The organism is Paenibacillus barengoltzii G22, assembly GCF_000403375.2.
GTDB classification, from domain to species: Bacteria; Bacillota; Bacilli; order Paenibacillales; family Paenibacillaceae; genus Fontibacillus; species Fontibacillus barengoltzii.
Genome location: NZ_KE159653.1, coordinates 171,362 through 198,333 on the forward strand (window position 1 = coordinate 171,362; position 26,972 = coordinate 198,333).

General features: G+C 50.7%; 24 protein-coding genes. 1 reads left to right on the forward strand and 23 read right to left on the reverse strand.

The features are described from left to right. Positions 1–18: 18 nt before the first annotated feature. From recA to dpsA, 20 genes are all read right to left on the reverse strand, one after another. Positions 19–1,080, reverse strand: coding sequence for a recombinase RecA (gene recA / locus C812_RS09110; RefSeq protein WP_016312377.1), 1,062 nt, complete (start codon positions 1,078–1,080; stop codon positions 19–21). Between the two features lie 974 nt (positions 1,081–2,054). After that, the gene (locus tag C812_RS09115) at positions 2,055–3,308 is read right to left on the reverse strand and encodes a competence/damage-inducible protein A (RefSeq protein WP_016312378.1); all 1,254 of its coding nucleotides are present in this window, start codon (positions 3,306–3,308) and stop codon (positions 2,055–2,057) included. Positions 3,309–3,354: 46 nt separating this feature from the next. Next, positions 3,355–3,942, reverse strand: coding sequence for a CDP-diacylglycerol--glycerol-3-phosphate 3-phosphatidyltransferase (pgsA, locus tag C812_RS09120; RefSeq protein WP_016312379.1), 588 nt, complete (start codon positions 3,940–3,942; stop codon positions 3,355–3,357). Beyond that, positions 3,939–5,267: a 30S ribosomal protein S12 methylthiotransferase RimO gene (rimO, locus tag C812_RS09125; RefSeq protein WP_016312380.1), complete on the reverse strand. Its 1,329-nt coding sequence runs from the start codon at positions 5,265–5,267 to the stop codon at positions 3,939–3,941. Before rimO ends, pgsA begins: the two co-directional genes overlap by 4 nt. 151 nt (positions 5,268–5,418) lie before the next feature. Further along, entirely contained in the window at positions 5,419–5,910 is a 492-nt protein-coding gene (locus tag C812_RS09130) for a YajQ family cyclic di-GMP-binding protein (RefSeq protein ID WP_009223078.1), read from the reverse strand. Between the two features lie 191 nt (positions 5,911–6,101). Continuing rightward, the gene (locus C812_RS09135; RefSeq protein ID WP_036624993.1) at positions 6,102–7,130 is read right to left on the reverse strand and encodes a helix-turn-helix domain-containing protein; all 1,029 of its coding nucleotides are present in this window, start codon (positions 7,128–7,130) and stop codon (positions 6,102–6,104) included. Positions 7,131–7,173: 43 nt separating this feature from the next. Further along, a complete protein-coding gene (locus C812_RS09140; RefSeq protein WP_016312382.1) occupies positions 7,174–7,941 on the reverse strand; it encodes a DUF3388 domain-containing protein in 768 nt (255 codons plus the stop codon). A 214-nt stretch (positions 7,942–8,155) separates the two neighbouring features. Further along, positions 8,156–8,410 carry a DUF3243 domain-containing protein gene (locus C812_RS09145; protein WP_016312383.1) on the reverse strand — a complete coding sequence of 85 codons (255 nt, stop codon included), beginning with the start codon at positions 8,408–8,410 and terminating at the stop codon, positions 8,156–8,158. A 119-nt stretch (positions 8,411–8,529) separates the two neighbouring features. Next, positions 8,530–9,297 (reverse strand): elongation factor P 5-aminopentanone reductase, encoded by a 768-nt coding sequence (ymfI, locus tag C812_RS09150; protein ID WP_036624996.1) that lies wholly within the window; start codon positions 9,295–9,297, stop codon positions 8,530–8,532. Continuing rightward, positions 9,298–10,578 (reverse strand): EF-P 5-aminopentanol modification-associated protein YfmH, encoded by a 1,281-nt coding sequence (gene yfmH / locus C812_RS09155; RefSeq protein ID WP_016312385.1) that lies wholly within the window; start codon positions 10,576–10,578, stop codon positions 9,298–9,300. It lies immediately after the preceding gene. A 4-nt stretch (positions 10,579–10,582) separates the two neighbouring features. Continuing rightward, positions 10,583–11,863, reverse strand: coding sequence for an EF-P 5-aminopentanol modification-associated protein YfmF (gene yfmF, locus C812_RS09160; RefSeq protein ID WP_016312386.1), 1,281 nt, complete (start codon positions 11,861–11,863; stop codon positions 10,583–10,585). A gap of 100 nt (positions 11,864–11,963) precedes the next feature. After that, positions 11,964–12,800: a spore cortex-lytic enzyme gene (gene sleB / locus C812_RS09165; protein ID WP_016312387.1), complete on the reverse strand. Its 837-nt coding sequence runs from the start codon at positions 12,798–12,800 to the stop codon at positions 11,964–11,966. 145 nt (positions 12,801–12,945) lie between these two features. After that, the gene (locus C812_RS09170; protein WP_016312388.1) at positions 12,946–15,627 is read right to left on the reverse strand and encodes an FtsK/SpoIIIE family DNA translocase; all 2,682 of its coding nucleotides are present in this window, start codon (positions 15,625–15,627) and stop codon (positions 12,946–12,948) included. Positions 15,628–15,708: 81 nt separating this feature from the next. Continuing rightward, on the reverse strand, positions 15,709–15,933 hold the full coding sequence (locus C812_RS09175) for a YlzJ-like family protein (protein ID WP_016312389.1): 225 nt from the start codon (positions 15,931–15,933) through the stop codon (positions 15,709–15,711). Then, positions 15,930–16,691 (reverse strand): ClpP family protease, encoded by a 762-nt coding sequence (locus C812_RS09180; protein ID WP_016312390.1) that lies wholly within the window; start codon positions 16,689–16,691, stop codon positions 15,930–15,932. Before C812_RS09180 ends, C812_RS09175 begins: the two co-directional genes overlap by 4 nt. Positions 16,692–16,913: 222 nt before the next feature. Further along, the gene (locus tag C812_RS09185; RefSeq protein WP_009223067.1) at positions 16,914–18,593 is read right to left on the reverse strand and encodes a ribonuclease J; all 1,680 of its coding nucleotides are present in this window, start codon (positions 18,591–18,593) and stop codon (positions 16,914–16,916) included. Between the two features lie 460 nt (positions 18,594–19,053). Then, on the reverse strand, positions 19,054–19,920 hold the full coding sequence (gene dapA, locus C812_RS09190; RefSeq protein ID WP_016312391.1) for a 4-hydroxy-tetrahydrodipicolinate synthase: 867 nt from the start codon (positions 19,918–19,920) through the stop codon (positions 19,054–19,056). 93 nt (positions 19,921–20,013) lie between these two features. Beyond that, on the reverse strand, positions 20,014–21,234 hold the full coding sequence (gene dapG, locus C812_RS09195; protein ID WP_016312392.1) for an aspartate kinase: 1,221 nt from the start codon (positions 21,232–21,234) through the stop codon (positions 20,014–20,016). Positions 21,235–21,490: 256 nt separating this feature from the next. After that, positions 21,491–22,084 (reverse strand): dipicolinate synthase subunit B, encoded by a 594-nt coding sequence (locus tag C812_RS09200; protein WP_016312393.1) that lies wholly within the window; start codon positions 22,082–22,084, stop codon positions 21,491–21,493. Then, positions 22,081–22,980 (reverse strand): dipicolinate synthase subunit DpsA, encoded by a 900-nt coding sequence (dpsA, locus tag C812_RS09205; protein ID WP_016312394.1) that lies wholly within the window; start codon positions 22,978–22,980, stop codon positions 22,081–22,083. The genes C812_RS09200 and dpsA overlap by 4 nt, the downstream gene beginning before the upstream one ends. A gap of 434 nt (positions 22,981–23,414) precedes the next feature. On the opposite strand from dpsA, the gene C812_RS22535 reads away from it, so the two are divergent. After that, on the forward strand, positions 23,415–23,642 hold the full coding sequence (locus tag C812_RS22535) for a hypothetical protein (protein WP_167669308.1): 228 nt from the start codon (positions 23,415–23,417) through the stop codon (positions 23,640–23,642). Between the two features lie 480 nt (positions 23,643–24,122). Here C812_RS22535 and dut read toward each other — a convergent pair whose 3' ends face one another. From dut to C812_RS09225, 3 genes are all read right to left on the reverse strand, one after another. Next, complete coding sequence (gene dut, locus C812_RS09215; protein ID WP_009223060.1) at positions 24,123–24,572, reverse strand: dUTP diphosphatase; 450 nt, start codon at positions 24,570–24,572, stop codon at positions 24,123–24,125. Next, positions 24,562–25,815 carry a M16 family metallopeptidase gene (locus C812_RS09220; RefSeq protein WP_016312396.1) on the reverse strand — a complete coding sequence of 418 codons (1,254 nt, stop codon included), beginning with the start codon at positions 25,813–25,815 and terminating at the stop codon, positions 24,562–24,564. The genes dut and C812_RS09220 overlap by 11 nt, the downstream gene beginning before the upstream one ends. 91 nt (positions 25,816–25,906) lie before the next feature. Continuing rightward, positions 25,907–26,941, reverse strand: coding sequence for a polysaccharide deacetylase family protein (locus tag C812_RS09225; RefSeq protein WP_016312397.1), 1,035 nt, complete (start codon positions 26,939–26,941; stop codon positions 25,907–25,909). Positions 26,942–26,972: the final 31 nt, after the last annotated feature.

Sequence of the window (26,972 nt, forward strand, 5' to 3'; positions counted from 1 at the left end):
TGTTACAGCTTAACAAGCTTATTCTTCTGCAAACAACGCTTGCTCTTCCGCAAACTCCGCTTCCAGATCGCTGGCGGAAGCCGGAGCTACTGACGTTGTCAGATTGCTGGATTCGCGGATCTTCTGCTCAATTGCATTCGCAATCTCCGGATGCTCCTTCAAGAATTGCTTCGCGTTCTCACGGCCTTGTCCTAGACGTTCGCCGGCATACGAATACCAAGCACCGCTCTTATCCACGATATCCAGTTCCGTTCCGATATCGAGAATGCTGCCTTCCTTAGAAATACCTTCTCCGTACATAATGTCGATTTCAGCCTGTTTAAAAGGAGGCGCAACCTTGTTCTTTACAACCTTAATCCGTGTCCGGTTACCGACCATATCGTTACCCATCTTGATCGTCTCAACGCGGCGTACATCCAAACGAATCGTTGAATAGAATTTCAGCGCACGCCCCCCTGGCGTTGTCTCCGGGTTCCCGAACATGACGCCAACTTTCTCACGCAGCTGGTTGATGAAGATCGCAATCGTCTTCGACTTGCTGATGGCCCCCGACAGCTTCCGCAGCGCTTGAGACATCAGGCGAGCTTGCAAGCCAACGTGCGAGTCCCCCATTTCGCCTTCGATTTCCGCTTTAGGCACCAATGCCGCAACGGAGTCGATAACGATAATGTCCACTGCACCGCTTCGCACAAGCGCTTCAGCGATCTCCAAGGCTTGTTCCCCTGTATCCGGCTGGGACAGCAGGAGTTCATCAATGTTGACACCCAGCTTGCTGGCATAGGAAGGATCCAGCGCATGCTCGGCGTCGATGAAGGCAGCTTGTCCACCGATCTTCTGAACTTCAGCGATCGCGTGCAGCGCTACCGTCGTTTTACCGGAAGACTCCGGCCCGTATACTTCAATAATCCGTCCGCGTGGAAGTCCACCTGTACCAAGGGCAATATCCAGAGCAATCGATCCGCTTGGAACGATCTCGACTTGCATGTGCGTCGATTCTCCAAGCTTCATAATCGAACCTTTACCGAATTGCTTTTCTATTTGGCGAAGCGCCATCTCCAGCGCTGCTTTACGATCTGACAATCAGCTCACATCCTTAAATGTTATATAAATCATTAATTACTTCTTAAAGTTACTGAATTCAGTATACTTCGGCTCTGTCGTAACTGCTTTCGTATATCATTGTACCTTGTTTTGGAATGTTTGCCAAGCGTTTTTTCGAACATACATTCGCAAAATTTCTCCACCTCCCAAACTGAAGATCCCTCCGCTCCCTGTCCCTCATTTGTCGTAATGGAAGGCATGAATAGGGTCCAATACGTAGAAATCCGTAAACTGGACAGACAATTACGGTGTAACTGAGGTAATCTTTAGACGTGCTCTATGCTCTATTGTGCGGTGATTTATCATATGACCTTGAGTACGGTTAGCTTGCACTACTTGCTTGCTGCGGGTAACTATGGATTTGTGCTCACGGTGGTGTGGTGACACAGTACATATTGAGTTGATTTGTATTGTAATATTTGGTGCGGCCATCTCAATATGTATGAAATTTCATATATAATTTCATTGAAATCGGCTGAAATCGCGTATTATGCTCGATTTTTCATCTATATTTGCTCATTTCAACTCCATCGTATTGGATTATAATCGATTTTTCATACAGATCACGTAGATTTGGCCTCATGAAGCACAATTATATATGATTTTTCGAATAGATTCCCTGTTCCCACCAATCCGACGCACCATAACTAAACTAGCAAAGCGACAATCAACTCAACCCGTTCATCCTCCCCTATTTCCAACGCCCCCTCCCAACGTTACTCTCCCAACAAAAAAAAGAACCGCAGCACAACTCAATCCGTTTGCTACGGTTCTTCCGTATCTTGATTATATGTCATATTCTTCCAAAACACAAGAGTTGCTAAGCAACGAACATTTGAACATTGAGCCCGCTCGTATTGCAAAGCACTCCTGCCCTTCCCCCTGATTGATCGGGATCATGCGTAAAAGCAAGCCACTATACACTAAACTGCTGTACCAGTGAAAAGCCCACCTTACCTTCCCTGCAAGACCCGCCACAATTGGTAGAACAGCGACTTCACAGCGCGCAGTCGAATGATCTCACGGTTGCCCTTGAGGTTCAGTTCGAAGACGGCTGTATCCGCACCCTCCCGCGCAATCGCAACATACACGAGCCCCACAGGCTTGCGCTCAGAATGAGCAGGCCCTGCCACGCCGGTGATCGCAAGCCCAATGTCAGTGCCTACAGTCAGGCGCACCTGCTCCGCCAGGACCTTGGCCGTTTCCGCGCTGACTGCGCCTGGCGCACTTTCACCTTCCAGCAGGTCATGCGGCACGTTGAGCAGCTTCTCCTTCATCGCATTGGAGTAGCAGACGATTCCGCCCGTAAACACGGCTGAACTGCCGGGCAAGGCGGTGAACATCTCCATGAGCAGCCCGCCGGTGCAGCTTTCGGCTGCGCTCAACGTAAGACCGCGCGAAGCCATTAAATCGAGGATCGTCTTCTCGATAGGCTCATCCACGTTCGCATACAAATGCTCCGGCAGCCGCGAGGCAATCTCACGCTCCATCGCATCCAGCTTCACCGCCGCTTCCTGCTCGTTTGCCGCTTTGGTGGAGATGCGAATCGTAACTTCGCCTTCCTTCGCATAGGGCGCCACCGTAGGATCACTTTGCGCCTCGATCAGGTCAAGCAGTTTGGTTTCCAACGCAGACTCGCCAATCCCGGCAAACTTCAACATCCGAGAAAAAATCGGCATCTCGCTGGTCAGCACATGCTTCAAAATCCAAGGCTTCGCCTGATGCTCGAACATCGGCTTCATTTCCTTTGGCGGACCAGGCAATACGATATAGAACTTGCCGTTCAACGCAATCGCATTGCCCACCGCCAGACCAGTTTCATTCGGAAGCGGCGTGCCCCCTTCAATGGCGAGCGCCTGACGGCGATTGTTCTCCGTCATCGGGACACCGCGGTCTTGAAAGAATCGCTCGATATTCGCCATCGCTTCCGGGTCAATGTATGGCGTCCGACCGAGTACCTCAGCCAGCGCCTCCTTCGTAAGATCGTCCTGGGTTGGACCCAGCCCGCCGGTTAGGATCAGCACATCCGCTCGCCCCGATGCCGTCCTTACCGCCTCGGCCAGCCGATTCATATTATCGCCAACCACCGTTTGGAAATAAACATCGAGCCCAAGCGCCGCTAACTCCTGAGACAAGTACTGTGCATTTGTATTGACGATTTGACCAAGCAGCAGCTCCGTCCCTACCGCAATAATTTCCGCTTTCATTTTCGCATGCCTCCTTCAGTGTTCTGCCCTAACTCCCAGAATCCATTTATACTTTGGAAAAAGAAAGCGCGCTCTTATTCTTCACGAAATAATCAATCCCTGAATACAACGTGATGATTGCCGCCAGCCAAATCGCGATATCATCAAACGGGATCGACAACCATTCAAACGGAAAATTGTTCAGCAGCAACGCCGAAATCGCGATGATCTGCGTGATGGTCTTCGCCTTGCCCCATTTGCTGGCCGCAATGACGGAGCCTTCCAGAAGCGCAACTTCGCGCAAGCCGGTCACCGCAAACTCACGGGCGATAATGATAACTGCAATCCAGGCATCGCATTTGCCCAAGGCTACAAGACCAATCAGCACCGTTCCAACCAGCAGCTTATCTGCAAGCGGATCAAGCAGTTTACCTAAATTGGTGACCAGATTATATTTACGAGCGATGTAACCATCAATTCCGTCCGTGCTGGCAGCGATAATAAACAGCACTGCCGCTATCAGTTGGTTTACCGGCAACGAGTACTCGCCAAGCGTCAGCTCATAGGCGAGCCATCCGGCATCCAACAGCAAGAAGACCAGCATCACCGGAATCATGAAAATACGAGCTAATGTGATACGGTTGGGCAAATTCACAGGACAGCCTCCCCGGACAAATCATAATCAAAAGCATGCGTAATTCGCACTTTGGTCAGTTCTCCTAGCCCGACCGGGCAATTCGTGACGTAAACTTCGCCATCGATTTCCGGAGCGTCATATTGCGAGCGGCCGACGTAAACGTCGCTACGCCCGTCATAACGTTCGATCAGCACGTCCAGAACCTGACCGATGTACTTACTGCTGTTGGCGTTTGCAACCTCCCGCTGAATCTCCATCAGCGTATTCGCCCGCCATTCTTTGACCTCTTCATCCACTTGATCCGGCAAACGTGATGCCGGCGTATCCTCTTCCTTGGAATAGGTAAATACACCAAGGCGGTCGAACTTGATCTCGCGCACAAACTCACATAACCGCTCAAAATCTTCATCCGTTTCCCCTGGAAACCCAACGATCAAAGACGTACGTAAAGAAACGTTCGGTATCCGCGCACGAATCTTTGCAACCAGCTCGCGGATGTCGCGATTCCGGCCAGGCCGACGCATCCGTTTCAAGATGGAGTCTTCGCTGTGTTGTAGCGGCATATCCACGTATTTGCAGATTTTCGGATTGGTCGCCATCATCTCAATCAGCTCGTCCGTAAAGAAGCCGGGATAAGCATAATGCAACCGCACCCACTCCACGCCTTCCACCTGAGTGACGCGATCCATCAGCTCTGCCAACTTAAACTCGCCATACAAGTCGGTACCGTAATTGGTAGAATCCTGCGCAATCAGGCTGATTTCCTTAACGCCCTGGGCCGCCATGCTGCGGACTTCCTCCAAAATCGATTCCATGGAACGGCTGCGGAACTTCCCGCGCATGATCGGAATGCTGCAGAACGTACAGTTGTTATCGCAGCCCTCAGCGATCTTCACGTAGGTCGTGTAGCGGGCTGTAGACAGCTTGCGCGGCAACGCTTGTTCATAATTAAAGACAGGGTTGCCGACCAGCGCCGGCTTCTTGCCTTTCAGCGCTTCGTCAACGATCCGATTGATTTGGTGAAAATCTCCCGTCCCCACAATACCGTCGATCTCCGGCATTTCCTCCATTAAAGCCTGCTTATATCGCTGCGTCAAACACCCGGAAACGATCAGTGCTTTCAATCTTCCGCTTTCCTTCAAATCGGCCAGCTCAAGAATCGTATTTACCGATTCTTCCTTCGCCGCATCGATAAATCCGCAGGTGTTGACGATAATGACGGTTGCATCCTCGCGATTATCCACCAAGGAATAGCCGCGCTGCTCAATTAGACCCGACATGATTTCCGAGTCCACCAAATTTTTCTCACAGCCCAATGTCACGATTTTTACCTTTTCTGTCATGAACCATTTCCCCCATCGTTGAAAGCCAAAATTCCCGTCAAACTTAAGGATTAAACAACCTCTACAAGTATAATATTCCGGGACCAATGCTGTCAAAAATATGAAAAGGGCCTGCCGCAGCTAGTTATTCCCTGCAGGAGACCCTTGTGCACTATTTAAAATTGGTGAACTGCAAATCCACCGACAAATCGGCTTTACGCAGCATCTGAATAATCTCTTGTAAATCGTCACGGCTCTTGCCTGTTACGCGAATTTGATCGCCTTGAATTTGGCTTTTGACCTTCAACTTGGAATCGCGAATCAACACATTAATTTTCTTGGCATTTTCCTGGTCGATCCCTTGCTTCAATTTAATCCGCTGACGCACGGTGCCCATGGAAGCCGGTTCCACTTTGCCGTAATCCAAGTTCTTGATCGGCAACCCGCGCTTAATCATTTTCGATTGCAGAATGTCGATGACCGCTCCCAGCTTGTATTCATCGTCAGAAACGATAACCAGTTCGTCTTTCTCCAGCTTCAGCTCGCTCTTGCTACCTTTGAAATCGAAGCGGTTTGCAATTTCCCGTTCCGTTTGATCGATTGCGTTGGTCAATTCCTGCATGTCCATTTTTGAAACGATGTCGAAAGAATTTTCCGATGCCATAAGTCACATTCCTTTCTCGGTTTCCAATCTTTACATAATTAAATTATATGTAAAAAAAATCGCAAAGTCGAGCCATTCGTCGCCGCCAACACCATACTGCCGAATAAAGCCAAAAAAGCGCTGCTTGACCTGATGGTCCTTACCGCGCTTTTGATTAAGCGAATAAGCGATCAGCTTGTGGCCGGCCTCGCTTATTCGTTGCCTTCTGTGGTTGAATTGTCTCCACCCATACCGGCGTCTTCCGTTCCGGTATCTCCTGTGGTACCGCCGCCTGTTCCGTCATCAAGGTTCAATAGGAACTTGGACGTCGTCTTTCCATCCTCAATTGTTTGTCCGGCGACCGTGATCACGGTTTGAGAGGAATTACCCGATTTGACGAATAACCCTTCCGGTCCGATATCATAGGTTAATACGTCGCCTTCTTTGGTGTTGTCATAAAACAACTTCTCACCCTTAGAGTTGCCTTTGCGTACTTCAACCCAACTTTTTCCTCTAGCTGTAATCACGACTTGCACAGGCCCCGTCCCAGGGTTTTGAATCTTGAACTTCGTAGTGCTACCTTCCGTTCCGTCCGGTACGATCGTCACCGCCTGATTATCGGTATCATTCGTCGGGGATTCGTCTCCCGTGTTCCCCGCATTCCCGGTATTCGTATCGGTACCCTGATTTGATCCCGATTCCGCACCATTGTTTGTCCCATTCTGGGCGCCATTGTTCCCGCCTACGGCATCGCCACTGGCTGTATTACCGGTTTTGTTGCCATTTTGGTTGGTCCCCTGAGTGACCGGCGTAGGATCCGGCTCCTTATTGTTATCCGCTTGATCGTTATTGTTTCCCCATACTGTGAAATACAGATAGATAACAATCAAAATCAGCACAGTAAACGACCACATCAGCGTCGTGGACAGCCATTTCGAGTTGCGCTCGTTGTGCTGCCGGCTGCGGCGCTTTTGAATCACCGGTTCCATCGTAGGTTCCGGAGCTGTAGAAGGCACGTTTTGCCGATGTTCGGCAAGCAGTTCGTCCGCGTCCAAGCCGACGGTCTCCGCATACGTTTTAATAAAAGCCCGAACATAGAAGCTACCAGGCAGAACCTTATAATCCCCCATTTCGATGGCTTCCAAATATCGTTTGCGAATCTTCGTCATTTCCTGTACGTCATCCAGCGACAAACCTCTGGCAAGGCGGGCTTCTCTTAACTGCTGGCCCAAATCCGACACGACCATCACCTCCTGCTTATGATTGCTTTATGCGGCTCATCGTTTAGAGATCGTCCGTATAAATTGTCGTGAACGTATCGTAAACGATTTGCTCATCAGGATTGTTACGCAATTCAATAATTATGTCAAAATTGTCATAACTATATTCAGACTCTTTCACAAACACATCCGGGTGTTCGATAACTTTCGTGGAAGGCATGGACATCAACTCTTGCAAGAGCTGATGATGCTTTTCATTGGAACGAAGAGTACTTATGATACCGTCAATAATAAATACATTCCTAGGGTCCATTTCATTCTCTGACAATTGGCTGCGTACCGTTTGCCGCAAGAGCGTTGAAGATACAAACGTCCATCGTTTCATCGCGCAGACGCTTCCGGCGATAATCGATTCCGTCTTCCCCACACGAGGCATCCCTCGTAGTCCGATCACCTGATGGCCATCCCGTTTCATGATTTCGCCTAGAAAATCAACCAAGATCCCCAGCTCATCCCGCGTAAATCGGAACGTCTTGCGATCATCGGAATCCCGATCGATATAGCGTCCATGACGGACGGCGAGCAAATCGACTAGACGCGGATTCCGCAAAGCGGTGACCGTAATACTGTCCACCTTGTTCAATAACTGACTGACTTGTTCGATTTTTCCGTCATCATTGGTCTCGAGCAGCAGCCCGCGCGTCTTGCCTTCCACGCCGTTAATCGTTAAGATGTTGATCTCCAACATCCCTAACATGGAGGCGATATCCCCCAAAAGTCCTGGGCGATTTTTATGTATTTTGTATTCTAAGTACCATTGCTTCTCATCCATCCCAGACACCTTCTCCATATCCTCTTGCTCTTTCGACAAAATAGGTCTTAATTCCTGCTAATTCGCAGAAAACAATTTATAAAGAACAAATCTTCCCATTCCTGATAACAGATGTTCATATGTGTTTTATGATATATAAAATAAAATTGAAAGGCAAGCGGGCGGAGAAAATGGGGGAAAAGCTCCCGAAGCGGGAGCTTTTCCAAAGATCGAACTATGCGTTTTTCTTGGCCAACTTCACCATCAGACGAGCGATGGTCTTCCGCTCTTCTTCCGTACCCACATCCCAAATTTCTTTGAGCGCGCGGTTGGATTCGTTTTGCGGATCCACTTTGTCGTCCAGAAAACCGCCGATTTCGTATGCGAGGTTGGTGATTTCCTCTTCGCTGAAGCCGGCATTTTCCGCATGCTTGACGCGATCACCCAGGAATTTCTTCCATGTATCAAAATTTTTGAGTACTGTTGACATGATAAATCCTCCTTCGCTTGGCGATTTAAAATCAACAGTCGTAATATGCGAAAATCCCGGGGAATTTATGCGCGCGCCGAGCTCCAACACTTAATCCAAAACCTGTGAAAACATCGGACTCAGGTAATCCAGCCGCCGTTGGGGCTGATGATTTGCCCGGTGATATAACCGGATTCCGGCAGCGCCAAAAAATAAACTAATGAGGAGATCTCCTGCGGTGAACCCAGCCGTCCTATAGGAATATCCTCCTCCAACTGCCGCAACTCCTCCGCATCAAACCGCTCCATCATCTCGGTCTTCACCGCTCCTGGAGCGACGGCATTCACCGTAACACCGGAGGGGGCCAGTTCCTTGGCCAGCGCTTTGGTAAATGCATTAACTCCGCCTTTGGCTGCCGAATAGGCAACCTCACAAGAGCCGCCCGTGATTCCCCAAACGGAAGAAACGTTGATAATACGCCCGAAGCGTTGGCTGATCATATGCGGCATAAACAGCTGGCTGCAGAGAAACACACTTTTCAAATTGACGTTCATAATGTCGTCCCATTCGTCTTCGGTCACATCGGACAAGAGTGCATAATGCGAGATGCCCGCGTTGTTGACCAATATGTCGGGATACAACCCGTAATTGTCGAGCCGTTCCTTCATCCGCAGGATCTGCTCCTTGCTGCGCAGGTCTGCCGCGACCGTGTACGCCTTGGCTCCGAGCTCCAAGCATTTGCGGGCGACCTCATTGGCCGCTTCGTGAGATTTCATATAATGAATGACCACGTTCATGCCCACCGAAGCGAACCGCAGCGCCACCTCGGCGCCGATCCCCCGGCTTGCTCCAGTGATGAGGACGGTCATGTCCGCGATATTTTTTCCTATCCCATGATTGGTCTGCATTTACGGGCTCACCACAATCGAGACGGCAAGCTGCTCCCAATCGATATGCTCGCGCAGCCGCGCGTTAATCTCTTCCAAGGTCAGCGATTCATAAATCGGAAGGACCGTAAACAGATCGCCGCCGCGGAATTTGTAACGGGTGAATTCGTGAGCGATGTTCTCCGGCGAGTTCAACATGCGCAAGTATCCGCCGATCTTCTTCTTGCGCGCCCGTTCAAAATCTTCCTGACGGAATCCGGAAGCGAGCACCGCCTCAGTTTCCTCCTTAATTACAGCCAGCATCCGGTCTGGATCCTTCGTATCCCCGCCGATCGCCGAAAACGCGTAATTCGGGTTGCTGTTGTATTCATGGCCAAAGCTGTCAGAGATCAGGTCGAGATCATACAGCTTTTGGTACAGCTTCGTGCTGGCCCCAAACAGCAGATCCAGTGCCAGCTTCGTAGCCAGATCGCGGCGCAGCAATTCCTCGCCGGCAAAGCCGAGGCGCGTCTCTTTAAAGCCGAATAAGCATTTTGGCTGCGACACCGGCAGGCGGGATTCCCGCCGTTTCTCCGACACCTCACGCGGCTCCGGATCAAACAACCGCTCGATGGATCCTTGCGGTTTGTATTCCTTCTTCGCTTGATTATCCCGGACCAGCTTGAACACTTCCTCCGGATCTACCCCGCCAACGACGAACAACAGCATGTTGCTCGGATGGTAAAACGCATTGTAGCACGTATACAACGTTTCCTTGGTAATGGTGCCAATCGATTCTACGGTGCCGGCGATGTCGATGTGAACCGGATGCACCTTATACATCGCTTCGATCAGGCCAAAATAGACCCGCCAATCCGGGTTATCCCGATACATGCCGATCTCTTGGCCGATAATGCCTTTTTCCTTCTCGACGTTCTGGTCGGTAAAGTAAGGATGCTGTACGAAATTAATCAGCGTCTCCAGATTGGCCGCAATCTTCTCCGTTGCCGAGAACAGGTAGACCGTCTGGTCGAAGCTGGTAAACGCATTCGCGGAAGCGCCTTGGGAAGCAAAGGTGGCAAAAATATCACCTTCAGGCTCCTCAAACATTTTATGCTCCAGAAAATGGGCAATACCATCTGGAACCGAAATGTCGTCTTGCCCTTCTACCCGGAAATGGTTATCGATTGAGCCGTATTTGGTCGCGAACGTGGCGTACGTTTTCTGGAAGCCCGGTTTTGGGAGTACATACACCTGCAAACCGTTGTCCATCGTTTCGCGATACAGCGTTTCCTGCAAAGCGTCATAACGTATCGTTTCCATCCGCCTACCCCTCCTTCTGGCCTGTCAAAAAGTATATCGTATCAAGCTGGACGGTTTCCGCGGCCGCTACAACATCTTTAGGCTGAACCTGCTCAACTTGTTGAAGCAGTTCCTCCGCCGACCGGTCTTTACCGGACAGAACGCGGTTGAAGTCATAGGCGATCATATCAAAAGCGGAATCCTGCATCTCGAGCAAGCTGTTGCGGATCATCGCCTTCGTCTGACTCATCTCCAGCTCGCTGATTTCTCCAGCACGCATGCTGTCCAGCTGCGCTTCGATAATGCGAAGGGCTTTCTCATAATTGGCAATTTCAATGCCGGATTGAATGCTGACGATGCCTTTATGCCCATCGTATCGAGAGGCGGCATAGTATGCCAAGCTTTCTTTCTCCCGTACATTGAGGAACAGCTTAGAGTGTGGATAGCTGCCCAAAATGCCATTATAAAGCAGCAAGGAAGCATAGCGATCGTCTCCATAAGTGATCGGTGTACGAAGACCTAAATTCAATTTGCCCTGATTGACGTCGAGCACTTCTTTTACGGTCTGAACTTCCTTCCCTCGAAGATCCACCTGCTCCGGCTTATACGCTGGAGTGGTTGAACGATTCAAGCTAAAATGCTTGGCAACCAGCTCCTCCACCTCGGCCAGCGTCGTGTCGCCCACCACATACAAATCCAGGTGCGCTTGCTGCAGCCAGCTTTGGTAGGAGGCGTATAAGGATTCGGGCGTAATGTCGTCCAGTTCGCTCCGTTCACCCAACGGATGGAGGCGGTACGGATCGTCCTTAAACATCTCTTCTGTACAGCGTTCAGCCGCATAGCGAATTTTATCGTTAATGATCCCTTCCAGCTTCTTACGAACGGACTCCCGTTCGGAGTTCACATAGGCGGTGCGGAACACCCCGTTCTCCTTCGCCGGCTTGGTTACGACTTCCCCTAGAAAAGCAAAGCTTTGTCCCAAGAGGGAATCGTTGCTTTTGACAAAAGAATCATTAATCGTGTCCATACGGAACTGGACCATTTGGTAATTGCCGCGTTTATATACATCAAAGCCGAAGCCCGCTCCGTACATATGCTCCAGCTGCTCGCGGAACTGCGTCGTTTCCGGATATGATTCCGTACCCCGGCGCAGTACGAACGGAGTAAGGGCCGTTGCGGTAACCGTTTGCTCTTGCAACGGCAGTCCCGCATATAGAGAAATGGCAAAAGTTTTGAATCGGTTGGTCGGCAGGACATGCAGACGAATATGGCCTACGGTGCCGCGCTCAAATCGCGTTTTGTTCAAAGCCAAAACTCCTTTACAAGAAAGTCAGTTCCATTCTATACCAATTCAAAGGAAAGAAGCAACCTGACGACAAGCGGCTGCTCCTTCGAAACTTAGCTATTTACATGCAGAAAATATGCTCTCCGATCGTCTTCACCTGCGGACGCGACCAGATCCATTTCGATGTCGCCGTTTTTGGGTTAAAGTAATACAAGCAACCGCCGGTTGGATCCCAGCCGTTTAGCGCTTGCTGCACAGCTTTACGTGCCTGTTCGTTTGGCTCCAGCCAGATTTGACCGTCGGCAACGGCTGTAAATGCGCCTGGCTGAAATATCACGCCGGATACGGTGTTAGGGAAGCTCGGCGACTTCACCCGGTTCAAAATAACCGCAGCTACGGCAACCTGCCCTTCGAAAGGTTCCCCCCGTGCCTCTCCGTATACCGCATTCGCCATAATTTTTAAATCGTTCTCCGACAGCCCCATAGTGTTAGAGGCGGATAGATCTTCGGATTCCGCTTTGACGCTGCCGCCGCCACTGGACTTATTGGCCGCACCGTCTTGGGACTTGTTGCTTCCGCCGGTATTCGCGTACTCCATGCCTGGCTTCCAGTTTTTTGTGGCATTGTACAGCTTCAGTTTCGTTTTGGGACCTGCGAGTCCGTCAACCTTCATGCCAAATTCCGACTGAAACCATTTAAGCGCCTCGAGGGTTTTTGGTCCAAAATAACTGTCCAGCTTCCCATGATAAAAACCGAGATAAGCGAGCCGTCCTTGCAGCTCATACACGTCCTTCCCGAAAGCTCCATAATCGATAACCTGTTCACTGAACGCGGGCTGCGCTTTATAAGTATTGACTTTGCCCTCGGTAAGCGTATGCCGGAGCACGTCGGCCCCGTATCCGATTCCGAACAAGAGCAGCACTAAACCGGAGGCAAACCAGATCTTTGCTTTCTTCATACGTTTAGCTCTACCTCTCTTCTTAGAAGTTGTTCTACAAGGATGGGTAACTTTAGTATGACAACCGTTGTCCCTTCCTATGCACCCATAAGGTTCAAGCTAGACGAATTAAAGAAAAGGGAAGGCCCCCTTCGATTCTACAGAATCAAGAAGAGATCCTTCCCATTTTATATTGATCGATGGACATTAACACTTCCCGCGGTTTGCTGCCTTCATATGGCCCAACAATTCCTCGCGCCTCCATGGAGTCGATCAGACGCGCAGCACGAGTATACCCAACCCGCATCCGTCGTTGCAGCAAGGAAACAGAGGCTTGCTTGGCTTCCAGTACGATTTGGACGGCTTGATCAAAGAGCTCATCCTGTACTTCTTCGGTCTCCTGTACTTCTTCATCCACTTCAGGTACCAGGCTTTCGTCGTATTCGGCTTGGCCTTGCCCCCGCACATAGTTTACAATCGCCTCGACCTCCTGGTCGCTCATAAACGCCCCCTGCACCCGGATCGGCTTAGACGCGCCCATCGGCATATAGAGCATGTCCCCGCGGCCTAGAAGCTTCTCGGCACCAGCCATATCCAGAATCGTTCGGGAATCGACCTGAGACGATACGCCAAACGCGATCCGTGACGGGATGTTGGCTTTGATTACGCCGGTGATGACGTCTACCGAAGGCCGCTGCGTCGCGATGATCAGATGGATCCCCGCCGCCCGGGCCATCTGCGCCAAACGAGCGATGGCATCCTCGACATCGCTGGCTGCAACCATCATGAGGTCCGCTAACTCGTCGACAATCACCACGATATACGGCAACACCGCCTCAGGTTGGTCCGCCATCATTTGGTTGTAGCCTTCAATATTCCGCGCTCCCGATTTGGAGAATAACTCATATCGTTTCTCCATCTCCACCACGATCTTCTTCAGCGCTAGTGAAGCGCGCCGCGGATCGGTCACAACCGGAGTGAGCAGATGCGGAATACCGTTATACACATTAAGTTCGACCATTTTCGGATCGACCATCATAAATTTCACTTCATCCGGCTTCGCTTTGAACAGAATGCTGGTGATAATGCCGTTAATGCACACCGACTTCCCGGAGCCGGTAGCCCCGGCCACCAGCAAGTGAGGCATCTTCGCCAGATTGCCCACGATTGTTTGACCGGAAATATCTCGCCCAAACGCTATGCTTAGCTTAGACTCCGCCTCCATAAACGTTGGCGTCTCCATCACCTCGCGCATCGTCACCAGCGAGACCTCGTTGTTCGGCACCTCGATGCCAATCGCAGATTTCCCTGGAATCGGTGCTTCCATCCGGATATCCTTCGCTGCAAGAGCCAAAGCGATATCGTCTGTCAAGTTAACAATTCGGCTGACCTTCACGCCGATATCCGGCTGAATTTCGTAACGGGTTACCGCAGGTCCGCGTACGACCTCCAACACCCGAGCCCGTACGCCAAAGCTTTCGAGCGTAGCTTCCAGCTTCCGCGCAGTTTGCATATAATCCGCTTGATCACCGGACTTCCCTGCCCCAGCCGGTTTCGACAGAAGCCGGAACGAAGGCAGCTTGTACGGCTTCGGAGCGGGCTTAGGCGCAGGCGGCGGTGCCGCAGCTTGTCCGTCGCCCTCAGCCTCATCAGCCCCCTCAAGCATTTCGGCTGCAGGATTCCCAAGCCCGGATTCATCATTATCCCCGGAGATATCCCCGCCTACTGGATCAAGTGCATCCTGTGCTGTTTCCTCGAATGGGACGCTAGGAGAGAGAGAGCTATGCAGCCCAGGTTCGTCCTCATCGGGTGCCTCATCTTGATGGAAGCTTTCCTGCTGAATGTGGTCGAAGAAATCACGGATAATCGGCCCTGTGTCACTGCCAGCGAATCCGTCTGACTTCCTAGACTCGTCCTCATCCCTGCCGATGTAGTTGACCTCATTCCAGTTGATTCCTGCATCCACCGATTGCTCTGCAGACTCCGCAACCGCAGGCTCCTCATCTTTGATGGGCGCTGCCTCCACTGGTTCATCCGATCTTCCCTTGAAGTTCAGCAGCTGGAAAAATACCGGCTTCTTACTGCTTGCGGCAGGCACTGCTTCTTCATCGAGAGGAGATTCTTCATCCTCCGGATCATCATAAGTGGTAACCACAGGCTCTGCCTTCTTCACCGCTCGTTTAGCTTTGTTCCGCACGGGGATCGGACGCAGCATGCGCATTTTTTTTCCGAAGTTTTCGGCCAGCACGGCCAATCGGGAATTCAGCATTCGGAATAAATCCACATACGATAATCCGGTCACCAGCATGAAGCTAATCGCCAACAGCACGATCATAATCAGCTTCGCACCGGCCATGCCAAACAGAGAATAAAGCAAAGCAAATTCAAGTGCACCGACATAGCCGCCGCTAATATCCAGGCCCAGCAGGCTGATGCCGGCATCGCTCACCGCAGGCTGGAACAACGCTGCTTGCAGATCGCGGTGAATCTGGCCCAGCACATTACCTGTAGATAAAGGCACGGCTGGCGCCAGCTTATGCTGCATAGCCGAGATGGTGCTCATCAGCGTCAGTGCTAACACTGCCAACAGCACACCGCTGCGGCGGGCGTTCCAGCGATTTGGCCATTTCCGGTTGATCATGACAGCTAGGCCTATGTAAATGCCAATTAAGGGGATCACAAAATAAAATTTGCCGAGGATCAACGCAGCCATTTTCGATAGCGTCCTTCCTACGGCAGCCTCCCCGCTCAAGGCGATAATCGATAAAGTGATTAGGATGATTCCGTATATTTCGTATTTCAGTATGCTGCCGATCGCAGCTTTCCTCTTCTTCCGTTTCCGTGGCAAAACGAAAACACCCCCTAGATGAATATTATACCATATTCACCGAGGGGGGCCTAGAAAAGATGCCGTAGCCGGCATAGATTCTCACTTTAATAACGTGGGGTAAAATGTAATTTGCCGCCCGGGCGCCAGATCGGGGTTCAAATAATCCTCCAGTCGGCAGCGCAGCAGCCGTACGATGGTCGCCCGATTGCCTTCCTCCATCCGCACCTGCATCAGCACTCCGTTCAGTTCGATTTCACCGTACGCCGCCTGGTTTTCGGCATTCTCCCAATAAGCCTCCTCCGGCAAGATCGTATAATGCGTCATTGGGTTATCCCTCCTGCTTGCTTCGCTTGTCGCTTCGATTCAATCATCGAATTCAGCTTCGCTAATCCATCCCCAATCCCGCCGATGGCATCAATTAGCCCATACTTCACTGCATCGCTGCCGCCAACTGCTGTACCGATATCCCGGTTTAATTCCCCCGTCTTAAACATCAGCTCCTTGAACTTCTCCTCGGATATCTTCGAATGGGTTGTTACAAAACGCACGACCCTTTCTTGCATCTTCTCAATATACTCAAAAGTCTGAGGAACTCCGATCACGAGCCCGGTCATGCGAATCGGATGGATGGTCATCGTGGCGCTTTCTGCGATCAAGGAATAATCGGAGGCCACAGCAATCGGAACACCGATGCTATGTCCGCCGCCGATAACAACCGTGACGGTAGGCTTGGACAGGGAAGATATCATCTCTGCAATGGCAAGCCCCGCCTCCACATCGCCGCCTACGGTATTTAATATAATTAACAGTCCTTCAATCCGCGGATTCTGTTCCGCTGCCACTAATTGAGGAATAACGTGTTCATATTTCGTTGTCTTGTTTTGCGGCGGAAGCACTAAATGCCCTTCGATCTGACCAATGATCGTTAAGCAATACACATTCGATTCACCGGGAGTAGGCACCGCCGTTTGCCCGAGCTGCTGAATCATTTCTGGAACTGTGGCTTCTTTTTTCTCCGGTTCGGTCGTTGGCGGAAGTTCAGATTCACTGCGAACGCTTGATTTGCTTAAGTCCTTATTCATGATTAAGCCTTCCTTTCGGTGTCGGCAATCCGACGAAGTCTCGTTGCTCTATGCAGCCCTTAGTATGCCGACAACCTTCTTCAATCTATGCAAGAGAGACCTCAAATCAGGAACCTCACGCCATATCGCATGAAAACGACAAAAAGCCCCTTTCCTGCGGAAACCGTCCATAATAACCGGCAGGAAAGGGGCGACTGTGTGCTTAAGTTAGTTAATTCATCATTATACTTCCATGATGATCGGCAAGATCATCGGTCTGCGGCGCGTTTGCTCATACAAGAATCGGCCAAGGGCATCCTTCACGTTGGTTTTCAACGAAGCCCATTCGTTTACGTTCTCGCTCATCAGCTTCTCCAGTGTACTGGAGACAATACGGTTCGCTTCTTCCAGCAAGCCTTCCGATTCACGTACATAAACGAAGCCGCGCGAGATAATATCCGGTCCGGATACAATTGTTCCGTCTTGCTTGCTCAGCGTGACAACCACAACCAGGATCCCGTCTTGGGATAACAGTTTGCGGTCGCGCAATACGATATTACCGACATCGCCTACGCCAAGACCGTCGATGAGCACATTACCAGCAGGTACTTTCCCAGCTTTGCGAGCTACACCGTTCTGAATCTCAATCGTATCCCCGATATCAATCAGGAAGATATTGTCCGGATCAATACCAACCGACTCCCCAAGCAAAGCATGCTTCCGCAGCATACGATATTCCCCGTGGATCGGAATAAAATATTTCGGCCGCATCAGGTTCAGCATGAGCTTCAGCTCTTCCTGGCTGCCGTGACCCGAAACGTGAACACCGGAATTCGATCCGCTGTAAATGACTTCTGCTCCGAGACGGAACAATTCATCAATCGTCCGGCCTACGTACTTCTCATTACCCGGTACCGGTGTTGCCGCGATGATAACCGTGTCGCCTGGAAGAATATCAACCTTGCGATGCGTCGAGCGAGCCATCCGCGTCAAGGCGGACATCGGTTCACCTTGGCTGCCAGTGCACAAAATGACAACGCGATCTGCAGCCATCTTGTTAACTTCTTCCGGCTCAATGATGATTCCGTCCGGTACGTTCAGATACCCTAACTCTTCCGCGATTGTCACCACGTTCACCATACTGCGGCCAATGATGGTCAGCTTCCGGTTCGTTGCGTGTGCCGCATCGATGACTTGCTGAATCCGATGAACATTGGAAGCGAAGGTTGCCACAACTACGCGTTGCTTCGCTTTATGGAAAATATCGCTAAGTACGATGCCAACATTCTTCTCCGATGGCGTAAAGCCCGGTCTCTCCGCATTAGTACTGTCGGATAACAGCGCTAGCACGCCATTCTTCCCGATTTCGCCCATTCGGTGCAAATCCGCATATTGATCATTGACTGGGGTATGATCAAATTTGAAGTCACCGGTATGAACAACATTCCCTTCCGGAGTTTCGATGCATACACCCACCGAATCCGGAATACTATGATTCGTCCGGAAGAATGAAGCTTTCATTGTTGTTCCAAGCTCAATCACGGAATCGGCATTGATCAATACGCGTTTCGTTTCGCCGAGCAGTCCCGCTTCCTTCAGCTTGTTCTCAACCAAACCTAAAGTTAATTTCGTCCCGTAGACTGGAACGTTTAAGTTCTTCAGCACGTAAGGCAAACCGCCGATATGGTCCTCATGGCCGTGCGTCAGCACGATGCCTCTTACTTTATCGCGGTTCTCCGTCAAGTAAGTGATATCGGGAATGACGATGTCGATGCCGAGCATGTCCTCTTCCGGAAACTTAAGTCCGGAGTCGATGACAACAATGTCATTGGCATATTGAACGACATACATGTTCTTCCCAATCTCTGCGACGCCGCCCAATGCGAAAATCGTCAATTTCTCATTATTTATTTTTTTAGACAAGTGAATCTAACCCTCCTAATTATTATGGACGTCGTATCGAAAATTCCTATGGAAATAGCTCCAACCGCTACATCTAAATTCCAAAGCCTGTAAATTGCAGGAATAAACAATCGCCTTGATCAAGACGAACTCGCCGTTTCTCAAAGTCATATCAAATGGTTGTTCAATCAAGTTCTGGTAAAATCCACAGCTTCATCCATACCAAGCGGTCTGGTAAAACGTTCTCCGTACTCGCTTACACTGGCAGAAGCCAACTTCTTAAACAAGCCATTTAATTCATAATTCACCGCACCCAGTCACTTGAACTCATTATACATGATTAAATTGGCAAAAAACAAGTCAGCGCTTTTCCCTACGTCTAACCTTACCTTGTGCCACGACAAAAAAACCGATGCCTGCAAATCAGACATCGGTTTCTGGGAATACAGCACATATCTGGTTATTCAAAGATAGACAGCAGCTATTTGAGGAAGCTGCGAATCCGCTGCGCTTCTTGTTCACTTGGCGGCACCAGCGGCAAACGAACCGTTCCTACTGGATGGCCGGTTTCATTTAATGCATACTTCACGGCTACTGGATTCGGGCATTCAAACAACACCTTAAATAACGGCAGAAGCTCGCGATGCAACTGGCTTGCCCGCTCTACGTTCCCATTAAAGAATTGTGCAACCATTTCTTTGATGGAGCGGCCTGCGACATGGCTGGCCACGCTAATGACACCGTAAGCTCCGACCGCCATCGCCGGAAGTGCCGAGGCATCATCACCCGAATAAACCTTAAAATGCTCCGGCGCCTGGGCAACGATCATAGCAACCTGATCCAGAGGCGCGCATTCCTTGGTCCCCACGATATTTGGGATTTGCGCCAGCCGCAGCGTCGTTTCCACGCTCAAGCTGACAACTGTACGGCTAGGCACGTTGTACACGATAACCGGCAGGCTGGTTACAGCCGCAATCGCTTCGAAATGGCGGAAAAGGCCTTCCTGATTCGGCTTATTATAATACGGAGCGACCAGCAAAATTCCGTCTACTCCGCATTTTTCAGCTTCACGCGTCAAATGAACGGAATGAGCAGTATCATTGCTTCCTGTGCCAGCAATAATTTTGCAGCGTCCGGCTGCATGTTTCACCGCGAAGGCAAACAGCTCAAGCTTTTCTTCATCCGTTAGTGTAGGGGACTCCCCCGTCGTTCCGCTTACGACCAAACTGTCAGATTGCTGCTCCTCCACCAAATAGTCGATCAGGCTTGCGGTTTGGTCCCAGTCGATTTTTCCTTGATCATTAAAAGGCGTTACCATGGCTGTAATCATTCTTCCGAAATCAATCACGCCATATCCTCCTCCCGTCTCCCGCTTCGCTTATTTATTGCCGTCTTCTCAGTATGCCTTCGATTTCCTTAAGCGATGAATTCACTTGCCTGGTTAGCGGCCCAGTTCGAACTTCGCATGCAACGCCCGCAGCGCCTGCACCATATCGTCCTTCCGCACCAAAACCCAAATCGTAGTATTCGAATCAGCCGATTGCAGAATCTGAATACCCTGCTCGGTCAGAGCCTCAACGATCTTGGCCATAATTCCAGGAACGCCGTTAATACCGCCGCCGATGACGGACACCTTGGCGCATCCCGTGCATATTTGCGGTGAAAGGTCCAGCGATCTCAACACCGCTTCTGCCTTCGCCGAATCTTTATCAAAGACCGTATAAACGACACCGGTTGGGGTCACATTAATAAAATCAACACTAATGTCGTTCTCTGCCATGGATTTAAAAACTTGCAGCTGTAGATGATGTGGGCCGTTGCCAACGGATTCCACCCGGATTTGCGTCACGTTCGCCACATAGGCAATCCCAGTCACGTAACGATCCACAATCCCCAGTTGTACGTCCTTAAAACCTTCGGGGTTAGCAACCAATGTTCCTTCCCCTTGCGAAAAAGTCGAGCGAACCCGTACCGGAATTCCTGCTTGCATCGCAATTTCTACAGCGCGGGGATGAATAACTTTAGCCCCTTGATGCGCCATGTTGCAGATTTCTGCGTAGCTGACGTATTCCAGCGGCTTCGCATCCTCGACAATCCGGGGATCCGCAGTTAAGATCCCGTTCACATCGGTATAAATATCAACCATTTCGGCGTGTAATGCAGCCCCTAACGCCGTAGCCGACGTATCGCTGCCTCCGCGCCCCAGCGTTGTGAAGTCGCCGTCTTGATTTTGACCTTGAAACCCTGTCACAATCACGACATCCTTCTGCTGCAGTTCTTCCAGTACCCGTGTCGGAACGATATCCAGAATTCTCGCATTGCCAAACTGGCTGTCCGTTCGGAATCCAGCTTGAGCTCCAGTCAAGACGACCGAAGAGATGTGCTGCTCAGCTAGCAAGCTGCACAGCTTGGCTGCAGAAATAATTTCGCCGCAAGCCATCAGTAAATCTTGTTCGCGAGGGGGTAAATAGCAATCCCCTTCAGACACCAAATCAAGCAAGGTGTCCGTCGCGTAAGGATCCCCTTTTCGGCCCATAGCCGAAACCACCACGACGAGCCGGAAACCGTTATCCAGTTCCCGGCGTACGTGTGAGATGACATGTTCTCTCGCTTCTTTCGTCGAAAGAGACGTGCCACCGAATTTTTGCACCAAAATGCGCATGGATATTCCTCCAGTTAATAAGTGCGGAGTAAAGCGATGACTTCATTCCGTTAGTAATAGCAAGATTAACGAACCCAGAGCTTCGAAAACATACCCCTTCGCCGCAATGATCTCCGCGATGGTATACGGCATTCCATGCTGCGCCTTTGAGCAATTTGTTCCGATACTTCCCACCTATATTGAGTCCGTCCTGTAAAGATCACGGCGTGAAACAACCCGAACAGTGCTTCATACATGGTATGCCGGCTGCGCAACGTTATCCATGAAAACGTTCGATAATTAACGGTTGCAGCTGTTTGCCTTCAAGCGCGGCATAACATGTTTCAGGAATCAGTTCCATATTGGCTACGAGCGAATTCGGTTTGCCGATCGGATTGTCTTGACCAAACGGTACGAAATATACGTTCTTGGCCACAATTAATTTTGCGATATTTGCCAAATTAAAACCTAAACCGTCATTCGTCGACACCGCAATGACAAGCGGTCGCCCGTTTCTCAGCTGGGCTTTTGCGGCCATCAATACGGGACTATCCGTTATCGCATTCGCCAGTTTGCTCGTCGTCGTTCCCGTGCAAGGAGCGATAACCAACACGTCCAGCAGCTTGCTTGGACCCAGCGGTTCGGCTTCGACAATTGAAGAAATAATATCATTCCCGGTAATATCTTTCAACTGTTTGCGCCAATCCTCCGATTTACCGAAACGGGTGTCGGTCGTCAGTACCGACTGGGATATGATCGGCACAACCTTCGCCCCTCCGTCAATAAATCGTTGGATCTGTGGCATTACTTCAGCAAACGTACAATGCGAGCCCGTAATGGCGTAACCTACCGTTTTACCCTGCCAATTCACTGTTCATCCCCCCGTGATTGATACTCATCCATAATCGACTGACAAATCGTGTTCGCCATAATAATTCCAGCCGATTTGGGAGCGACGATTCCGGGGAGGCCAGGGGCTAAAATCGCCTTCACTCCGCGCTTCTCGGCGAAACGGAAATCCGTTCCACCAGGCGCCGAAGCCAGGTCGATAATCACCGCCGTACGGGGCAGTTTCGAGATGATTTGCGCTGTGACTATCATAGTCGGAATTGTGTTAAAAATCAAGTCAACATCCCCTACGTTGGCGGCCAAATCCCTTGTCACAAAAGGCTTCCAGCCCATTTGCACCGCCCTGGCCACATCAGCTTCACGACGTACCCCTACCCTCACATTCGCTCCCAAACCTTGCAGCGTTCTTGCCAGCGTAAACCCTGTCCTCCCGATCCCAAGTACGATACAGTTCGAACCGTGAATCGTGATGTCCGTGTTCTGAATCGCCATCATTACTGCGCCTTCCGCCGTTGGAATCGAGTTATAAATGGCGACGTCATCACGTTCGAGCACCTCGATGATCCGGAAGCCGTGCTCCTCGCCCATTTGCTTTAGGAAGCTCTTGGCAATACCGGTATAGACCAGCGTGCTTGTTCGGACGGAGGCAAACCATTCCCGTTTAATGACCAGTTGTTCTGCAGAGAACGGCGCCGGGACGACACCGTGATCATCGCAACCGATTACCGGAAGGATAATTACGTCCGCGCCGGCCAGCAAGCCGGGGCTTAACGTCTCCTGCGAGACTCCTTTAAGGGGTGTTTCCCATCGGTCGAATCCAACAACCCGTACTGTAGCATCCAGCTCGACACATTTGTTGATGACCTCCACCTGCCGGGCATCCCCACCGAGGAATACAATTGTGATTCCGGTCAGCATTCTTAGACGGCACTCCTTCCAAGCAACACAGTATAGACCATCCTATGCCGCGGCCTACGAAGTGGTGAAAGTCTAGAATGCGTTGCGAAGCTGACGATGTGAATATCGTCATAGCAAGCCTTTCCAGCAATTTTGTAGGATGTATCCCATATTATTACAGGCGGTAGAGTCTATTGAACTCGATCTGGGATTGATGCGATTTTTTTGGTTATTCTGTTGATCTTGCTTGTTGCAGGATCTATAGCTGCATCCACATCGAAACGGCAAACGTCTGAGGCTGAACCCTCAACCACACCGATCCAACAAATGAATGAATCGAATCCTGCAGGGAGTAGTCTCTTAACCCCAGATGAGATGAAAGCGGATTGTATTACCAACTGAAAATGAACATTGGTTAAAAATGATGAGTATTCCCTTGCTGGACCCATCCACTCTTGCTGGAGCATCTCCGGGTGATTCACGACAGTACGGTTCATGTCAAAGTGGAACGGGAGCAGCAACACATCGATTTCAATTTATCGTTTGATAACGGTCAAATCCTTGACTTGTGGACGCCATTTCCTACTGGAGATCGTCCCGTTAGCTATGAGATCGATGAGACATTATCCTTGGGGCTATTTCGGATGAATACTTGTAAGTTGGACGCAGCTTATTTTCTTTAAGTACACTGCATAATTTCTTTGAGGAAGTACAGGAGAAGAAGATTCAGCACGTAAGTGTAGACTTACGAAACAATACAGGGGAAACTCGGTGGTTATTAAAGAGTTTCTGCGTTGTCTCGTCCGGATCAACCATTGACCTACCATACGACCTTAGAACCGGATATTTATGTTCCTGCAACACGTCAATACATTGTCCAGGGAGAGATGCCCAGTTGGAAAAGTTGAAAGAAATCGTTGCCGCAGCGAATTCAAGCAATTAACAAAAAAGCCGTCCAGTATGGTGTATGGACGCGTCCAAGTATAGAGGACATATTAGACCTTATTTTAAAGTTGAACCCGACATATGAGCCACTTTCGAACGTGAAGAAAGAAAAAAGGGTAATAAAGTCCACTATTTCCGGCCAAAACCTTCTCCTAACCGATAATAGGAACCTTATTACCCTTATCTTTAAGCCGTTCTGGTTGAACGCGCCTAGCGTCTTACTTCGTGCCCGTATGCCCAAACCCGCCGGCGCCGCGAACCGTCTCCGACAGCTTGTCTACCTGCACCAGGTTCACCTCGGGAACAATCTGGAATACCATCTGCGCAATCCGTTCATTCCGCCGGATCACAAACGGTTCCTGTCCGAGATTGATCAGCAGCACCTTGATTTCGCCGCGGTAATCCGCGTCGATGGTGCCTGGCGTATTCAGGCACGTAATCCCGTGCTTCAACGCCAGCCCGCTGCGCGGGCGAATTTGCGCCTCTAAGCCGCCGGGCATCGCGATAGCGATCCCGGTCGGTACGAGGGCGCGTTGCCCCGGCTGGAGCGTCAGCTCCTCTGTAACGGCGGCGTAGAGGTCAAAGCCGGAAGCCAGCTCCGACATTTTACGCGGCAGCTCAATATCTTCATTTCCTGCCAAACGATTAATTTGCACTTCAAACGACAAGCTCATCTCTCCTAACTCCCGATATCACGCGATCAGACGATCCCACCATGGCGAGCGAGAATGGATGACTAAACATGCCCTTTAATACCTGATTGACATCGTCCATCGTCACCGCCTCGATACGGGCGATCATCTCATCTAAAGAATAATGTTTGCCGATCATCAGCTCATTTTTGCCAAGTCGGTTCATGCGGCTTCCGGTGCTTTCCAAACTCAAAATCAAGCTGCCCTTCAGCTGTTCCTTCCCCTTGCTTAGCTCGTTTGGAGTAATCCCGTTCACCGACACATCGTGCAGGATCTCCTTGGTCAAATCCAGCACTTCCTTCGTTTGACGCGGCGCGGTTCCCGCGTACACCGTAAACAGTCCGCTGTCAGCGTGCGAGCTGTGATACGAGTAAACCGAGTAGGCTAACCCGCGTTTCTCACGGATTTCCTGAAAGAGTCGCGAGCTCATGCCGCCGCCAAGCGCATTGTTCAGCAGCACCATCGCATACTGCTTCTCATCCCCGATCGGCAATCCGGGGAATGACAAGCAAATATGGTTCTGCTCGGTCTTCTTGCGGTGGAACTTCAATCCGCCCAAAAACTCAGGCGCAGCCAATGGACTGGAGCTTCCCCGATTCGAAAAATCACCGAAATATTGCTCCAGCAGGTCAATCACCTGTTCATCGATATTCCCTGCCACGCTAATGACCGTATTCTCGATCGTATAGTGCTCACGCATGTATTCTCGCAGGTGCTCAGATTCCATAGCGCGCAGCTTCTCCTCCGTCCCTAGGATCGGAAGAGCCAGCGGATGGTCCCCGTAGGCTGCCTGCGTTACAAGATCGTGGACCATATCATCCGGCGTATCTTCGTACATGGAGATTTCCTCGACGATGACGTTTTTCTCTTTCCGCAGCTCCTCCGCATCGAACAAAGAACGGAAAAACATGTCGGACAACACGTCAACCGCAATCGGTAAATGCTCATCCAGCACTTTCGCGTAATAACAGGTATATTCCTTGGACGTAAACGCGTTAACGTTGCCGCCAATCGCATCAAACTGTTCTGCGATGTCCTTGGCGCTGTAGCGTTCCGTCCCTTTAAACAGCATGTGTTCGATAAAATGCGAAATTCCGCCCCGCTCAGGGCGTTCATTGCGGGAGCCAGTTTTGACCCAAATCCCGAACGAGACCGAACGGCACGTTGGGATCTTCTCCATGACTACCCGAAGGCCGTTTTTCAATTGCGTTTTCTTCACGAAAGGCCCTCCTAAATGTTATGCGATGCGTTGGTTAGCGTCGTTAATAAATGCATCCCTATCCTACCAAAAAAAGGCGGAAAGCTCAACTCTACGGCACAGGAACTTCCACTCGGTCCGGCGACAGCGTTTGTTCCACGGTTCCGAGCACCAACCCTTTGCTGCGGATGGCCTGAATCATCCCTTCCAGCGCGTCGCGGCTGGACGCCGTCGGATGCATCAAGATCAGCGATCCCGGCCCTACATTATTGCTAATCTTACTCACGATGCTGGTTGCGGGCGGATTTTTCCAATCTACGGTATCCACCGTCCACAAAACCGTCTTCAGCCCCTGCTCTGCCGCCAGCTTGACGGTCTGCATATTATAATCGCCTGAAGGCGGAGCGAACCAGCGATTTTCCAGGCCAAGCTTCTCCTTCAGCAGCTCCCTCGTTTTGGAAATCTCCAACCGTGCCCGCGTTTGTTCCAGCTGGCTCATATTCGGATGCGAGTAGGCGTGGTTTTCGATTTGATGGCCGCGCCGTTTGATTTCGGCCGCAAGCTCCCCGTTCTTCTTCAGCCAGCTGCCATCGAGGAAAAAGGTCGCCTTGACCTTCTGCTGATCCAACGTATCCAGCATCGGCACCAGGTATTCATTCCCCCAAGCGACATTGATCATGAGCGCTGCCATCGGCTTGTTTGGGTTCCCCCGGTAAATCGGCTGCGGCCCTAGATCCTCGAGATTTACCTTTGGCCGAAGCTCCCGATAAACATACTCGATGTTCGCGCCCTCCGGCAACAATTTGGCTTTCTCGTAGGTACGTTCGATATCTACCTCTCGACCGTTATAGCCGGGAATCGCTTTCCAGACCCGGTCGACCACCGCGTCAATCGGCTCGATCCGCTGCTTCTCCGCCTCTTCCCGGATCTTGGCCAGCAACGGATCCGTATCCTTCGCTGTCCCGCCGCTAGCCGGGTCAGGCTGGTCCTGAGCGCCCAAGTCACCGGTCAAGTCATGAATCAGGCGAAAAGCGTAGCTGTCTTCTCCCGAGCTTTTGGCAACAAAAGCCCGAATGCCGGCAAACTGCCCCAATATCATCATCAACGCAATGCAGATCGCGATGACTGCAAACTTGTTCCGCCCCATGCTAACAGCTCATCCCCTTAAACGGTTTTTG